The organism is Burkholderia sp. 567 (assembly GCF_040545115.1).
GTDB lineage: Bacteria > Pseudomonadota > Gammaproteobacteria > Burkholderiales > Burkholderiaceae > Burkholderia > Burkholderia ambifaria.
Window position 1 is genome coordinate 19,427 of the sequence record NZ_JBEPLG010000003.1, and the last position, 15,447, is coordinate 34,873.

Genomic DNA, 15,447 nt, shown 5'->3' on the forward strand with positions numbered 1-15,447 from the left:
CGACGAATAATAAATCAATGGAGACAGATTGTTTTTGTCATACCAATGCCGAACGGACGACAGCGCAGCACCATAGCGTGCGGCGCCTTGCCCGTACGGCAAGGCCGTCGTGGGTTGAGTCCGCAGCGCCGATCTATTCGCGTAACCGGACATTCCTTGTAAATTAAGCATATATTCATCATATTAACTATTGATTATTCAAACCCGTTTTACTGATGCTGAATGTTCGACCATCCGCGCCACCGCCTTTAAGCCAGAAAAAATGCAATACCCGCAGCAAACCCTTCCTTTTAACGCGAGGAGAATAATATGGAAATACGGAAAATCAACGTCTACGATCTCATCGACAGTCGTAGAATCGGCAAGAGGCAGTATTTCATCGTCGCCTTCTGTGCGCTGCTCATGCTGTTCGATGGCTTCGACACCCAGGTCATCAGCTTCATCGTGCCCGTTCTCGCGAAGGAATGGCAACTGCCCAAGACGGTATTCGGCGCGATTTTTTCAGCTGTTTTCTTCGGGCTGCTAATCGGTAACTTCAGCATTCCGTTCGCGACCCGTCGCTTCGGCACGAAGAAGATCGCTTTCGTGGCAACCACTGCTTTCGGCCTGTTCACCGTGCTGACCGTCTTTGCCACCAGCGTGCCGCAGCTGATCGCCTTGAGGTTCCTCACAGGCATCGGCCTCGGAGCGGCCACGCCTTGCGCGGTGGGCCTCGTTTCGGAATTCAGCCCAAAGAGAACCCGCGCGACTTTCGTCATTCTCGTCTACCTGGGATATGCGCTGGGGTTTATCTTCGCGGGCCTCTGCAGTAGCGCGTTGATCCCGCGGTTTGGCTGGGAAGGTCCACTGTGGCTGGGCGGGCTCGCGGCACTGGGCTTGACGGTGTTGCTTATCCCGCTGCTGCCGGAATCCGTGGCCTACCTGTCGACAAATGCGGAGCCGGCCGAACTGCTTCGTGCAACCAGGCGCCTCTTTCCCGATTTCACGCTGCAATCGGACAGCGAACTGGTCACTCACGAAGAGAAGCCGGCGGACGCAAGTGTGCTCGGATTGTTCTCCGCACGATTCCGCGTGGGGACATTCCTGCTGTGGGCCGTATTCGCGATCAACCTGGCAGCTTTCTATTTTCTGCAAAGCTGGCTGCCGACCGTTCTCGCGTCCATCTCGTTCCCACCCGCGCTCGTGGTCTGGGCGACGATCACCGTGATCATCGGCGGCATGGTGGCCAGTCTGCTGATGGGACCCATCATGGATCGCACGAGCCCCTACAGAATCCTGTCCGCGGTCTACGTCGGCGGCGCCGTGTCGATGTACGCGATCTCGATAGCAATCGGCTCATCGCATCTCGCTTTACTCACGACGATCTTCTTTTGCGGCTTTTGCATCAGCGGCGGACAAACCTGCGCGATCGCGTTGTGCACGCTCTTCTACAGCCCGGAATTGCGCGCGCCGGGCGTCGCATGGGCCTATGGGTTCGGTCGGCTCGGCGCGGCGGGCGGCACTTACCTCGCGGGTGTCCTGTACGCGAACAACTGGACCGTCGACGCGATGTTTCGCGTTGCAGCAGCGCCAATACTCATTGCCGCGGCTTGTGTGGCCCTGATGGGCGCTTGCTATGGCCTGACGAAGAACGGCCTGAAGAAATCCTTTTCGGCCTGACCCGTACCGCTCGCTGAATCGATGAACGTCAGGAGAACTGTTTTTTTGTATTGCCTTTGAATTTCGGAGATCTCATGAAAACCAAAAAAATCGAAATCATTGTCGGCTCGCTCATTGGGCTGGCCAGTTCCGTCGCGCATAGCCAAAGCAGCGTCACGCTCTATGGCGAGATCGACAACGGCATTCATTACCAGACCAACGTAGGCGGCGGCAAAGCCGTCTACATGGACTCGCTGAACGGTATCGACGGCAGTCGCTGGGGGCTGACCGGCAAGGAAGATCTGGGAGGCGGTCTCAGGGCGATTTTTACGCTCGAGTCCGGCATCAACGTGAATAACGGACAACTTGCCCAGGGCGGCACGGCGTTCGGCCGGCAAGCTTTCGTCGGACTGAGCAGCGACACTTACGGCTCTCTCACCGTTGGCCGTCAATACGACATGGTGTGGTATTTCCCCGAGTTTCTTGCCGGTGCCGCAGCGGTCGGCGACCTGGCGAGCGCGCATCCGGGAGATTTCGACAACACCAGTAACAGCGTGCGATTCAACAACTCGGTGCGCTACATGAGCCCGGACTTCCACGGCTTCTCCTTTGGCGTCGAATATAGCCTCGGCGGCGTGCCCGGCGACTTCACTTCGACGTCGGGCTATTCGCTTGGAGTCGGTTACACACACGGCCCGCTTCAGATCGGCGCGGCGTTCGATTACTTCAAACACCCGACATCGACACCAGGTAACGGATGGTTCACCAACTATGCAAGCGGCTTCAATCTGCTGGCCTCTTCCCTGAACTCGGCTTATCAGGTCGCGCAAGCCTATCAGGACGCCGTCATCGCGGCGGCCTACACGATCGGAAACGCGACGATCAGCGCGTCGTATTCGAATGTTCAATACGCCAATCTCGGTGCGTCGTTCCTGAACGGTACGGCCATCTTCAACAACTATGACATCGGTTTGAACTACCGTGTCACGCCGGCCTTTTTCGTCGGCGTCGCGTATGACTACATGAAGGCGCGCAGCGTCACGACGGCACAAGGCAATTCCGTCGGCAATCAGCACTACAGTCAGGTGGCGTTCACGCTGGACTATCTGCTGTCGAAGCGTACCGACGTGTACTTCTCGGGCGGCTGGCAACGCGCTTCCGGCACATCGTCGACGGGCGCGCCGGCGGTCGCCAACATTGGCGGATCCGGAGATTCATCGAATAACCACCAGATGGTTTATCGGCTCGCTATACGACACAAATTCTGAGCGTTGCTCGCGCTGGAGTCCACATGACGATGCGGCGATATGTCGGCGCCGGCATGCAGACGCCACGGTCATTGCTCAAGGTTGCTGGTTCGACGCCTGCAAGGATGGCGTCGCCCCGGCGCCTGCATCATGGACATCCCGATTCCGGCGAGCCTGCGCCATATCGGGCGGATAGGTCCGCTGACTGCGCGAGTGCGTCGGAATCCAGCCGTCGCGTTCTGCCTGAACGAGTTCGGCCCGCACCTCGGCGCGCGTCTTTCCACTTGTGACCATCCCTGCCGCGGCGCAGCCCGCATCGACTACATCGGCGCTTGCGGCCAACGGGAAGCACGTGACGAAGCAGAGTATCGCTGCAATTGTCGTGCGCATGAGAATCTCCTTCCTTGTAAAGGCGTGGCTCCGCGCTCAGACGAAGCCATACATGGTGAACAACATGACGTACGGGATCTCCTGTCCCGCCGAATTGCAGACCATGACGTCGGTTTTCTGAGTGGCGCACGCGGACACGATTGCCTTTGCGACTTTCGAAAGGACAAGCTTCATGATGATTGACTCCTCAATCTGATGTGACCTTACGGTCGATCTGTCGGCGATCCGTCAATGGTGCTGAACTGCGCTCGATGGTTGCATCATTGGCTACCGGCTCGAAGCACGGGAATCTGGCACCCCGGTGCTTTGAAGCGTCTCCGTGATGCGTACTTTATCCACATTCAGCCAGTCTGAATTTGTGGAAGATGACAACGCATCTGCAAAAACTGCCAGAGTTTTTCTGATGCCCGGTGTCCTGTCGGCAGTCCAATCAGCGTCGTTGTGCGCCGCCGCTCATCGTGAGGGTGGCCGGCTGGGCCAATCTGTGGCTCACGGCGGAATTCAGCACCGTGCCCATCAAAGCCATGGAATTGTCGGGACAGACCGCGGTTCACGCACAGGCACCCGGCGCTCGCCTACCGCACATTGAATCCTGCGGTCCGCCCTAGGGAAACCACCGTGAACACTTCTGAAACAATTCGATCCCGGCCGGATGCCGATTTGCTTCGGATGCAGCCGCTTGACGTGCGATGCGCAGCGGACGTGCGCGGGTCTTCGCCATGGAAACCCAATCGAATCAACCACCTCCGTTGAATCATTGGGAAGATCGCCGCGCCGCTCGCCGGAAAACGGCGTTCGAAATTGAAACACAACGCAATCGTCGGTGTACGTATTCCCGCAAGCGCTCGCACGGACAACTCGTTGCACCATATCAGCGCTTGCTTTCCGTTCGATTGGCATGTTTCTAGCTTTAAACCTAGCCACTTGCTCGATAAATTGAGCATCTGCATCGGGGCCGCATAGCGTTGAATCGACACGGTACTGCCCCTGGTCGCCGTTCATCCGGCAGATCAGGGCTAGCCGTACAAACCGGATGCGGATGCAACAAGCTGCGTCACATGCGGCTTCGGATGGAGAACTTGACATGTTGGCGCTGCAATCGGATCTTCACGGCAACCACCTCCTCAGCGCACTGCCATACGATGAATGGCAAGCGCTCGCCCCCCACCTCGAACTCGTTCGTTTGCGCGCGGAACAGTTGCTATATGACTCGGGGCAGCGGATCCATCACGTCTACTTCCCGACCACGGCAGTTATCTCCATCCTCTACATGATGGAAAACGGCGGCTCCGTCGAGGTTGCCGCAGTCGGCCGCGAAGGCATGACCGGCGTGCCCGTCCTGACCGGCGGAGAAGCGATGCCGAACCGCGTCCAGGTGCAGTACGCCGGCTTCGCATATCGAATGAGCGCGCAGGCGCTCCGGCTCCATTTCGCGCGATCCGAACGCATGCAGCGCCTGATGCTGCTCTACATGCACGCACTGCTCACCCAGATCGCGCAGATGGCCGCGTGCAACCGCCACCATTCATTGAACAAGCAACTTTGCCGGTGGCTGCTGATCGAGGTCGACCGGGTCGACTCGTACGAACTGGCGGTCACCCAGCAACTGATCTCGGAAATGCTCGGCGTGCGGCGCGAGGGCGTCACCGAAGCGGCCGGAAAGCTGCATCGCGAAGGCCTCATCCTCCATCGCCGCGGCCATATCCGGGTGCTGGATCGCAACGGTCTCGAAGCGAACGCCTGCGAATGCTATGGACTCGTCAAGCGGGAGTTCGACCGCTTGTTGCCGCATCGGCACCGCCCGGCCCTGCCCGATGCTGGTACGGTCGGGCGGCCGGAGGGCGAAGCGATTTGCGGCCTCGCCCCGTTGCCCAGCCCCTCTGTCTAACCCGCATGCGAAATGCGGCAGCAGTGCGCCGCGCCGCGAACGCGCGTCGGCGCGGCGTTGCCGTGCCGAGACGAACCGACGCCCCGGCAGGCGCGGCAGGCGTGGCACCAGGCCAAGGCGAGCGACGCCGATGCGGCGGACGTCGCACGCGCTTCATCCGGCATCACGCGTGCGGGTCGCAGCGCCCATAGCTGTCGTCGAAACGAACGATGTCGTCTTCGCCCAGATACGTGCCCGATTGAACCTCGATGATCTCGAGCGGGACTTTGCCCGGATTCTCGAGCCGGTGACGCACGCCGACCGGGATGAAGGCCGACTCGTTTTCGGTGAGCAGCAGCTGCTCGTCACCGCGCGTGACGAGCGCGGTGCCACGCACGACGACCCAATGCTCCGCACGGTGGTGATGCATCTGCAACGACAGCCGCCCACCGGGCGACACGACGATATGCTTCACCTGAAAACGCTCGCCGCGATCGATCGAATCATAGAAGCCCCATGGGCGATGCACCTTGCGATGCGAATCGGCCTCGGGCGCCCGCTCCGCCTTGATGCGCGCCACGAGCCGCTTCACGTCCTGCACGTGCGCCCGGTCGGCCACGAGCACCGCATCGGCCGTTTCCACCACGACGACATTGGTGGTACCCACGCATGCCACGAGGCGTCCGTTCGAATGAGCGTACGTGGAAGCCGCGCCTTCGAACATGACGCGTCCGCGCCCCACATTGCCGCAATCGTCCTTGTCGAGCGCGTCCCACACGCCATCCCACGAACCGAGGTCCGACCAGCCGGCGTCGAGCGGTACGACAACCCCGTCGCACTCCGATTCGGGCATGCCGATGCGCTCCATGACCGCATAATCGATCGAGTTCGCGTCGACGCGGGCGAACGCGCCCGGCTCGGGATTGAAGACGCTGCCGCTGGACGCGCCGGCGACGAACGCAGCAAGACACGACTCGTGCATGTCCGGCTGCAGCCGTTGCAACGTCGCGAGCCAGACCGACGCGCGCAACACGAAGATGCCGCTGTTCCACCAGTAGCCGCCCGCCGCGAGGTACTCGGCCGCGCGCTCCGACGATGGCTTCTCGACGAACCGCTCGATCCGGTGCGCGCCGTCGCCAATCGCGGCACCGACGCAGATGTACCCGAAAGCAGTCGCGGCGTGGGTCGGCGGCACACCGAGCGTCGCGATCGCTCCCGCTTCCGCATGGCGCGCGGCCAAGGCAACGGCCCGCTTGAGCGCCGGTGTGTCCTTGATCAACTGGTCGGACGGCATGACGACCAGGATCGCGTCGTCGCCGGCCGCGCATGCGAACGAGGCCGCCAGTGTCAACGCGGGCGCGGTATCCCGCCGCACGGGCTCGACGATGAACCGCGCGTCGATCCCGCCCGCGCGCAGTTGCTCGGCGATCAGGAATTGAAGGTCGGCGCCGCACACGACGACAGGTGAGCCCGACACCTGCCAGCCGGCCGGGAGATCGGTCATTCGCGTTGCGGTGGCTTGCAGCAACGAATCCGATCCGACGACGTCGATCAGTTGCTTCGGATAATGCTCGCGCGAAACCGGCCATAGGCGTGTGCCCGAACCGCCGGCCAGAATGACCGGCAGAATCCGCGTACGCACCGGCGCCGTCGACTGATCGACGACCGGACCGCACTCCGGCTGCCGGCCTTCGTCGATGTCGCACGTCTCTACTTGCAGTGATGACATGGTATCGCTCCGCTGTCGAGGAACGCGCCGCTGTCTCCCGCGACTGAAGCGCATTCGGACGCGCGATGCTTTCCGGACGATCGCGCCCGCCCTTTCATGCATTCACTCTAAGTCGCATCGATTTCGCAGACCGTGCGTAACGACACACTGGACGTTCGATTCGCGACATGCGTGGTTCATCAGGTCGCCACCACCGCTCCACGGCCGCGCAGTGAACGGATGACGATCATGACTTTCGTTTCCCGCTCCGGGTCACCGTTCGAACGTGCCGATCCCAACCCATGAGCGAGAGATGGTAGGCGAACGCGCTCGCGGCGGATGCCGCCGACGCGAGCACGATACCGACGATGCCGAGCCACTGGATCAACACGACATTGGCGAGCGCCTTGACGATGAAGCACACGATGGCCATGCCGGCCAATGCCTTCAGGCGCCCTTCGCTCGCGAACAGTTGCAGCAGCACCAGTTGTGCGAAATAAAACGGCAACTTCACGAGACTCCAGCGCACCAGATGGGCGACGGTGGCCGTGTCCGCATCCGTGAACGCGCCGTGTTGAAAAATCAGCTTGATGACGATCGGCGCGAGCGGCCAGACGATCGCCGTCACCAGCACGCCAACGCCCAGCATCAGGAACGACCACTTGAGCGCCATCTCGCGTGCCCTCGCCGGCTCGCCGTTGCTCTGGATATCCGAGAACACCGGCAATGTCGCGCGGCCGATGGCCATCGCGCCGACGCCCTCGAGCAGCGCAATCAGCCGGCCTGAATAGGAGAGCGTCGCGATCGCGCCATCGCCGAGGCCCGCGACGAAATACTGATCGAGGGGCACCGCAAGGCTCAACACGAGCTGACACAGCATGAACATGCCGACCGTGCGATAGTTGCGCGACCACTGCGGCGACCGCAGCGAAAAAAAGAAGCGGGTTTGCACACCGTCGGTGGCGCGCGCCAGCGCGGCGAGCCATGCCGCTTGCAGCAGGAAACCGATCGTCGTGCCCCACATCAGCGGCGCGGGCGAATTCCCTTGCTGCCAGACGATCAGGAAGAGCAGCACCACGACGGCAGGCAGCGCTTCCAGCAACGTGTTGATGTGGCGCTCGCGCGCCTGCAGGCGCGCCGCGAACACGCAGATCGTCATCATCAGGATGCCGATCGGGCTCATCGTCATCATCATCGCGCGAGACATCTCGCGCGTCTCGCCGGACAGGTTGCGCTCGAACAGTCCGAGCACCCAGGGCCACGCAACCAGCAACGCCGTTGCGCAAACGCTGCCGAACACCAGCGCCACCATCTGCAATTCGCCCAGAAAGCGGGCCTGCTCGCGCACGGGCTGCGTGCGTAATCCGACCAGCGTGGGCACCAGCATGATCTGAAGCCCGACGACGAATGCCGCCGGCAGAAACGTAATCAGGTTGAACGTGAGCTGGTAGGCATCGACGACCTGGCTGATGCCGTAGTGGTAGGCAATCGCCATTTCCCGCAGCGCGGCCGCGACTTTGCCGAGCAAGACAAACGTCGAAATCCAGATCGCGCCCCGCGCGATCCGCAGATGGTCGGGGTGAAGCCGGGACAGGCGGCTCCGCCACGCTGCGATCTGTGCGATCAATTCACGCTCCCTCGAATGCACCGTGTGGCGAACATCGCGCGCGCGCCTCGCATATGGCGTTCTCGACGACCTGCAGAAACTCGGCTCTGAAGCGCTCCGCGGTAAAGCGAACCGCATTGCCGCGACACACCTCCGGACGCATCGGCTCATGCGCTTCGAAGCGCGTGATCGCATCGACGATCGCCGGCACGCTCTGCTGCATGAAAAAGAGGCCCGTGCCGTAGTTCGGATCCTGCGACTCGATGACCGTTTCGAGCGCCCCGCCCCGGCCGTACGCGATGACCGGCGCGCCGCAGGCCTGCGCCTCCACGAGCGTGATGCCGAAATCCTCTTCCGCGGCGAACACGAACGCGCGCGTGCGCCGCATCAGGTCGACCAGCACGGGGGTCGGCTGATACCCGAGCAACGTGACGTTCGGCCCCGCCAGCGCCTTCGCCCGCTTGAAGTCCGGCCCGTCGCCGACGACGACCAGACGTCGATTGGGGAGGCTCGCGAACGCCTCGACGATCAGCGGGATACGCTTGTACGGCACCATCCGCGATGCGATCAGATAGAAATCCTCACGGTTTGTGCCGAGGTCGAAACGATCGACGTCTACCGGCGGATACACGACGGTCGAGCCGGCTCCATAGATCTTGCGAATCCGGCGGCCGATAAATTCCGAGTTCGCGACGAACGCATCGACACCATGCGCGGTGCGCTGATCCCAGATCCGCATGTAATGCAGCACGCTGCGTGCGAGCCAGCTCTTCGGCCCCTTCGTCACGCCAGCCTGCATCAGGTACTGGTGCTGAAGATCCCACGCGTAGCGGATAGGCGAATGCACATAGCTGACATGAACCTGGTCGGGCCCGGTAATGACCCCCTTCGCAACCGCATGGCTCGACGAAATCACGAGGTCGTACGCGGAGAGATCGAACTGTTCGACGGCCAGCGGCATGAGCGGCAAGTACGTGCGAAAAGCCGTTCTCGCCCGAGGCAGATGCTGGATGAACGAGGTCTTCGCATGCTTGCCGCCCAGCGCGGCGCGATGCTCGTCGGGGAAGAAGTCGACGATGCTGAACAAGTCCGCGTCAGGCCAGATCCGGATGATCTGCTCCAGCACGCGTTCGGAGCCGGCATACGTCGTCAGCCAGTCGTGCACGATCGCCACCCTGCCGAAGCGCGTTGAATCGCTGACGGCCGTATCGCTTTGCATCACATGAGCCATGTCGACATCTCTTCAGTATGTGCGTGAGGTAATCGATCCCGGCGACAGGATCGCGCCCGGGTGATCAGTACGCGCCGTGGCCCTTGACGACCACCCTGATCGTCTTGAACAGGATCACCACGTCCCGAAGGACCGACCAGTTCTTCACATAGTCCACATCCAGCGACACGCGCGTCGCATAGTCGGTATTGCTGCGGCCGCTGACCTGCCAAAGCCCCGTCATGCCGGGCCTGACCTGCAGGTAGTACTTGACGTCGGCGCCGTAACGCGCGAGCTCTTCATCGACGATCGGCCGCGGCCCCACCAGACTCATCTCTCCGCGCATCACGTTCCAGAGCTGCGGCAGCTCGTCCAGGCTCGTGCGACGCAGAAAGCGGCCGATACGGGTCACGCGGACATCGTTCTTGAGCTTGAAGCCACTCTCCCACTCGGCGCGAGCCTGAGGATCGGTTTCCAGCAGTTGCTTGAGCATCTGGTCGGCGTTCACGACCATCGAGCGGAACTTCATGCAGCGAAATTTGCGGCCATGCTGCCCGACGCGAACGTGTCCGTAGAACGCCGGCCCGCCATCGCACCATACGACGACCATCAGCGTGATCAGCAGCGGCGACAGCACGACGATCAGCAACGCACCGCCGACCACGTCGAAACAGCGCTTCACGATGTACCGCGCCGGCACGGACGGGCGCGCTTCGCCGGCCGATGCCGGGGCGGCGCCGCCGATTCCGTAGCCATGTTCCGTCTGCCAATGCCCGAGCCAGGCCGGCCGCGCGACAGACAATGCAACGAGGGCGGCCGTATGTGAAACGAGAAGCGAAATCCCGCTCACGAGGGTCCAGTAGATGAACCACGGCAACAACGGCGGCGCGCTGCGATGAATCATGAACAGCAATACGAGGCCGCACAGCTGCACGACGAACCACGCGAGCGTCGTGCGGCTGATCGCGCTTGCGAGCGACTTCGTGCATCGCGCCGAGTAGGCGCCGCACGCGGGGAATACCGACAGCGCAAGCGCGGCGACGAATGCGACCAACGAGGGATCCAGTCGGGGTGGACTTCCGATGTCGGCCATACCGACACGGGATGTTCCGACCGCGCCCAACACGATCAACGTGACGTCGATCGCTCTGTGGAAATATCCAGGCATTTCAGCTTCCCCCAGCATTGCAGCCACCGCGACGGTCGTGCCACGAAACCGCCGACGTAGCCGGTCCTTCCGCTTATGACGACCGCACCGACCGGGGACTGGAAATGGCCGCTGGCCCCGTCCCTTCGCTACTCGGCGTCTGTCGCCCGCCACCCCGATTCATGTCCGATCGTACTGAAGGAAGCACGCGTGCTCTGTTATGAAACCCACAAAGAAATACCTTAATTCCGCAAAGTGTCTGTGGACGGCTCCTTTGAATTAATCGAAATGTTCATATCGAATCGGGCGGCCGAAATTCATACGATCAACGAACGCGCGATCGCGCCGTTATCCCGCGCAGCGTTTCTCTCTTGAAACCACGGATGCCCGCCACGCGCCGATTCCACGCGCCGACGATTCACGCCTGCAACGTTTTTCATCGAATTGGGCATTTAAAAATGCCGCCTCGTCGTGCTTACCCTTGGCACGCCTCGTTTCTTTCACTGCTGGCATACCGCATGCTGAGAAGTGGATCGGGAAAATCCGGCGCGTATTCGTGAATCAATGGCGGCACCACTCGAAATCGATCCGTTCCGGATCGAAGCCATTCCATTCATCCATCGCGATGCGCCCCGCAACCATCGCGTCCTGACCTATGGCGGAACGGCGCGCTCCGAGGCCTCTTATGCAAAGCAAGCGCGTGCTGATCGTGAACGACTACGATGCCTTCGGCGGGGCCGAGCAGGTCTATCGATTGTCGGTGGAGACGTTGCGGGAGATGCCGGACGTGGTGGTCGAGAAATTCGACAAAGGCGATGTCGCGGAGGTCAGCCTGACCGCCAATCCCGTATGGAACATTCGTGCCGCGCTGGCGCTGGACAGGACGATTCAGCGGTTCATGCCGGATCGCATCTGGGTCCACAACTATCACGGCTACATGTCTTCGTCGATTCTCGGCGTGATCAGGCGAAACAGGCAGCGGTTCGGCTACAGAACCTATCTGACCTGCCACGACTACCACCTCGTGTTTCATAACCCGCTGATGCTCTATTACCCACGCGGGCGCGTGGTGCCGGTCCCGCTCGATGATATCGGCACGCTGCGTCCGCTGATGACACGCTCGAGCCCGCGCGGCTTCGTCTACGACACGCTCAGGAAAATGCACTGGCTGACCATGGACCGGCTGACCGATCCGCGCAGCGCCTTCGATCTGTTCCTGTGCCCGAGCGTGTTCATGCGCGAAGCATTGCGCCGGCGCGGCATCACGAACAGCGTGTTCTTTCCCAACCCCGTTGCGATTCCGGAATGTCATCCACGGCGCGCCGGCCGACGCGATTCAGGGCTGCAACTCGCGTTCATCGGGCGAATTTCGGCGGAAAAGGGCATCGGCCAGTTCCTCGAGCTGCTGGCGGCCACGCAATTTCACGGCGTGCGGTGCATCACGCTGTTCGGCGACGGTCCCGACAGACGCCGGCTGGAAAGCCAGTACGCTTCGCTGATCGACGCAGGACGTGTGTCGTTCGCGGGCAGCCTGCCGCACGCCGAGCTGTTTCCGCGTGCGCGCGGGCTCGACGCGCTGGTGCTCCCGTCGATTTGCGGCGAGAACGCGCCGCTGGTGATCGTCGAAGCGGCCGCGCTCGGCATGCCGATCCTCGTTCATGATCTCGGCAGCATGTCGACCTTCGGTGACGAAATCGGCAACAAGATCAAATACTCGGCGAACCCGGCCAGCCTCGCGGCAGCACTCGATGCGCTCGCCGATCATCTCGCGAACGCGCAGCTGTCCTACGACGTTGGCTTGTACACGAAGTCGCGTTACGCGAGCGAGGTGATGCGTCACTTGTCGCTCGGCGAGCCGAACACCGCGCTGCCCCCCGACGCGCGCGATCCCGTCGCGAACGGAGCGCACGCCCATGTGCCGTCCCATTGAAATGACGCGCGCGGCGCGCGGCGCGTGCGTTGCGTTTGCGCTGGCGGTACTGGGAAACGCGCTGCCGGCATGGAGCGGCACCGACACGAATCCTGCACGCACGTCGCCGGTGCGACACCGGATCACGGAGCTGATCGGCACCAACGGATGGCCGGGCTCGGACGAAGATATTCCGTACTGGCAACGCATGGGCCTTCGCTGGGGACGCGATTCCGTCGGCCCGGGGCAGCCCGGCCCGCACGACGGCCGGATCGATATTGACCGGACCGGCCCGAGCTACGGCGCGGAATTGCCGCCGATCCTGTTGCGCAACAATCGCAACGGCATCAAGTCCCTGCTGTTCGTCGGCTATACCCCGGCATGGAATGCGTCCGTGCCCGGAGACGGGTTTTCCGCGCCGAAGGACGTCGCGGTGTGGGAACGGTATGTCGAGGCCGTCGTGAAGAAGTATTCGGCACCGCCGTACAACGTCAAGTACTTCCAGATCTGGAACGAGGCGGCCGGCCCGCTTTCGGGCGGCTCGCCGCAAGCGTCGTTCTGGCATGGACCGGGCAACAACCGCAATCCGGCGCTGGCCCGCCCGTACCCCGACGCGATGCGCGACTATGTCGAGCGGATCCACATACCGGCAGCCAGAATCATCCGCAAGTATCACGCGTACGTCGTCTACGGCGGCTGGCCCGACCAGGGCGGCCTCGACAACTACATGCGCTGGCTCGAATACACCAGCCCTACCGCTCACGCGCGAATGCTCGATTGGGTCGACTATCTCGACGTCCATTATCTCGGCCTCGACAGCCTCGACCGGCTTTACCAGCGCTACGTCGCCACCGGCAAGGTGCGCGGCTTGTGGCAGACCGAGATGGGCGATACCTACATCGACAATCCGAATTACCTGCCTACGTACTTTTTCGATCTTGCCGCTTGGGCGCTCGATCGGAATTGGGACGACCCCGACAAATACGTGTCGATGATCTATCACTGGGATGGCAGCGAGCCGTACCGGCTCACGCATCGCGGGTCGACGCGGGTCTATAACGCGTCCGGGCGCTCGCTGATCACGCTCAAGTCCGTCCTGTCGGGCCCGCTCGCTGCGTTTCATCACCGGATCGAATTCAGCCCCGAACTGTCGGGCAACGCGCTGATCTCCGGCGAAAGCATCGTGTTCCAGGTCGGCGGCACACCCGGGCGCAGATGGCTTTCGGTCGACGGCCTGCCGGCACCGGCATCGGGCCGGTTTCGCATCGATTACGTCGATGCCATCCTCGGCACGCCGATTCCGGAACCGCGTCTCGTGTCGTCCTGGGCCGGCGGTCACCTGTCGATCAGCTTCTACGTACCGGAGCCACGGCCCGGCGCTGACGATAAACCGTGCCCGTGTCTCGGCTATCTCGTCGTGACGCCACTGCCGTAAGCGCCACGCCGCGCGTCGCGGGACGCGCCACTTTTGCCGCCCCACCCGCGCGCCGCACGCGCCACGACAGCAGCAACGACACGACCAGCGCGAGAATCAGGACATTCGACGGCGTGGTCAGCCGGTGCTCCGTCGTGCCCATCGCGAGCAGGCACACCGATGACAACTCGACGAACGTATACGCGCCGACACTGCTGCGGCGCGCAGGCAGCGTCGACGCGGCGCCTTCCACCGCCCATTTGACGAGATACCAATAGAAGGCGAGCATCAGCGCGAGACCGATCACGCCCAGCTCCGCGGCGATATGCAGGTAGGAATTGTGTGCATGCGCATCGGTATGGAGCACGGTGACGTCCCGCGGCTGGCCGACCACACCGAAATAGTTCACGACGTCATGCACTTCGTCGTCGAACGACCCGACACCCATCCCGATGATCGGGCTTGCTTCGAAATACGCCAATGCCCGCGGCCACAGCCATCCGAAGCGCACATCCACGTTGGCCGTTTTCGCGTCCACATCCCGCACCGTGTGCTCGTGGGCCATGTAGTCGACTGCCGATTGCGTGTGGTTCCAGGCCGCGCCGAAGGAGAACACCACTGCCGCGGCCATCAGCACCGCCACCAACCAGCGCTTGCGGCCCAGCAACAGGTACGCGATTGCGGTCGCCATCCCCAGCATCGATCCGCGACTGTAGGTGGAAAACACGAACATCGCGTTGAGGACCAGCAACCCGAGCACGAGCTTGTCGTGGCGCTTCACGTAACAGGACAGGCCGAGACAGAACAGCATCGCGAGGAAACCGCCGGCGGCGTTACGGGCAATGAAGTAGCTGCCGAACGAGTCGTTGGCGTTCGAAAATATCGCCAACAGGCCGTTTTGCGCGACATAGACGGCATAGGGCGGCAGGTTCGCGAGCACGGCAAACACGAAGAAGCGTCTCAGCGCCTTGTCGAGATCCAGCTCATGCGAATACAGGCAACCGGCAAGAATCGGCGCATAGGACACGAAGAAGTTGCCGTCGTGGCGGTAGAAGTCGTACGACAGCAACGCTTGCGGGTCGTAAAGCAGCGTCGAGCCCAACGCCAACAGCCCGAACACGGACAAGCAGGTCACGAACGGCGGATAGCGCCGGTCGAACAAGCGCCACGCGCAGAGGCAAATCGGCGCGAAGCCGATCGCACTGACCGGGATGAAGTTCGTGATGCTGAAAAGCAGCGCGATGAGCGTGATGTAGACCACGGGAAGCAGCTCGAATGGTGTCGGATAGTGTTCTCACCGGCACCCTTGGG

12 protein-coding genes are annotated in these 15,447 nt (G+C 62.2%); 5 read left to right on the forward strand and 7 right to left on the reverse strand.

Annotation, left to right across the window (positions count from 1 at the left end):
• Window positions 1–309: 309 nt before the first annotated feature.
• Both ABIC50_RS10805 and ABIC50_RS10810 read left to right on the forward strand, forming a co-directional pair.
• On the forward strand, window positions 310–1,659 hold the full coding sequence (locus tag ABIC50_RS10805) for an MFS transporter (protein WP_354163718.1): 1,350 nt from the start codon (window positions 310–312) through the stop codon (window positions 1,657–1,659).
• A 74-nt stretch (window positions 1,660–1,733) separates the two neighbouring features.
• Entirely contained in the window at window positions 1,734–2,906 is a 1,173-nt protein-coding gene (locus ABIC50_RS10810) for a porin (RefSeq protein WP_354163720.1), read from the forward strand.
• 75 nt (window positions 2,907–2,981) lie between these two features.
• Here ABIC50_RS10810 and ABIC50_RS10815 read toward each other — a convergent pair whose 3' ends face one another.
• Window positions 2,982–3,275 (reverse strand): DUF4148 domain-containing protein, encoded by a 294-nt coding sequence (locus ABIC50_RS10815; RefSeq protein WP_354163722.1) that lies wholly within the window; start codon window positions 3,273–3,275, stop codon window positions 2,982–2,984.
• Between the two features lie 36 nt (window positions 3,276–3,311).
• On the reverse strand, window positions 3,312–3,449 hold the full coding sequence (locus ABIC50_RS10820; protein ID WP_354163724.1) for a hypothetical protein: 138 nt from the start codon (window positions 3,447–3,449) through the stop codon (window positions 3,312–3,314).
• 910 nt (window positions 3,450–4,359) lie between these two features.
• On the opposite strand from ABIC50_RS10820, the gene ABIC50_RS10825 reads away from it, so the two are divergent.
• Window positions 4,360–5,163, forward strand: coding sequence for a Crp/Fnr family transcriptional regulator (locus ABIC50_RS10825; RefSeq protein WP_354163726.1), 804 nt, complete (start codon window positions 4,360–4,362; stop codon window positions 5,161–5,163).
• Window positions 5,164–5,326: 163 nt separating this feature from the next.
• Here the strand turns inward: ABIC50_RS10825 and ABIC50_RS10830 are convergent, their stop codons facing one another.
• The 4 genes from ABIC50_RS10830 to ABIC50_RS10845 form a co-directional block, all read right to left on the reverse strand.
• Window positions 5,327–6,871: a mannose-1-phosphate guanylyltransferase/mannose-6-phosphate isomerase gene (locus ABIC50_RS10830; RefSeq protein WP_354163728.1), complete on the reverse strand. Its 1,545-nt coding sequence runs from the start codon at window positions 6,869–6,871 to the stop codon at window positions 5,327–5,329.
• 226 nt (window positions 6,872–7,097) lie between these two features.
• Window positions 7,098–8,594 carry a murein biosynthesis integral membrane protein MurJ gene (gene murJ, locus ABIC50_RS10835; protein ID WP_354163730.1) on the reverse strand — a complete coding sequence of 499 codons (1,497 nt, stop codon included), beginning with the start codon at window positions 8,592–8,594 and terminating at the stop codon, window positions 7,098–7,100.
• On the reverse strand, window positions 8,479–9,687 hold the full coding sequence (locus ABIC50_RS10840; protein ID WP_175724155.1) for a glycosyltransferase family 4 protein: 1,209 nt from the start codon (window positions 9,685–9,687) through the stop codon (window positions 8,479–8,481). The genes murJ and ABIC50_RS10840 overlap by 116 nt, the downstream gene beginning before the upstream one ends.
• Before the next feature lie 64 nt (window positions 9,688–9,751).
• Complete coding sequence (locus ABIC50_RS10845) at window positions 9,752–10,834, reverse strand: sugar transferase (RefSeq protein WP_354164441.1); 1,083 nt, start codon at window positions 10,832–10,834, stop codon at window positions 9,752–9,754.
• A 664-nt stretch (window positions 10,835–11,498) separates the two neighbouring features.
• On the opposite strand from ABIC50_RS10845, the gene ABIC50_RS10850 reads away from it, so the two are divergent.
• On the forward strand, window positions 11,499–12,743 hold the full coding sequence (locus tag ABIC50_RS10850) for a glycosyltransferase family 4 protein (protein ID WP_354163732.1): 1,245 nt from the start codon (window positions 11,499–11,501) through the stop codon (window positions 12,741–12,743).
• A complete protein-coding gene (locus ABIC50_RS10855) occupies window positions 12,727–14,157 on the forward strand; it encodes a hypothetical protein (protein WP_354163734.1) in 1,431 nt (476 codons plus the stop codon). Before ABIC50_RS10850 ends, ABIC50_RS10855 begins: the two co-directional genes overlap by 17 nt.
• On the opposite strand, the gene ABIC50_RS10860 is transcribed toward ABIC50_RS10855, so the two are convergent.
• Entirely contained in the window at window positions 14,069–15,397 is a 1,329-nt protein-coding gene (locus ABIC50_RS10860) for an O-antigen ligase family protein (protein WP_354163736.1), read from the reverse strand. The genes ABIC50_RS10855 and ABIC50_RS10860 overlap by 89 nt on opposite strands.
• Between the last annotated feature and the right edge of the window lie 50 nt (window positions 15,398–15,447).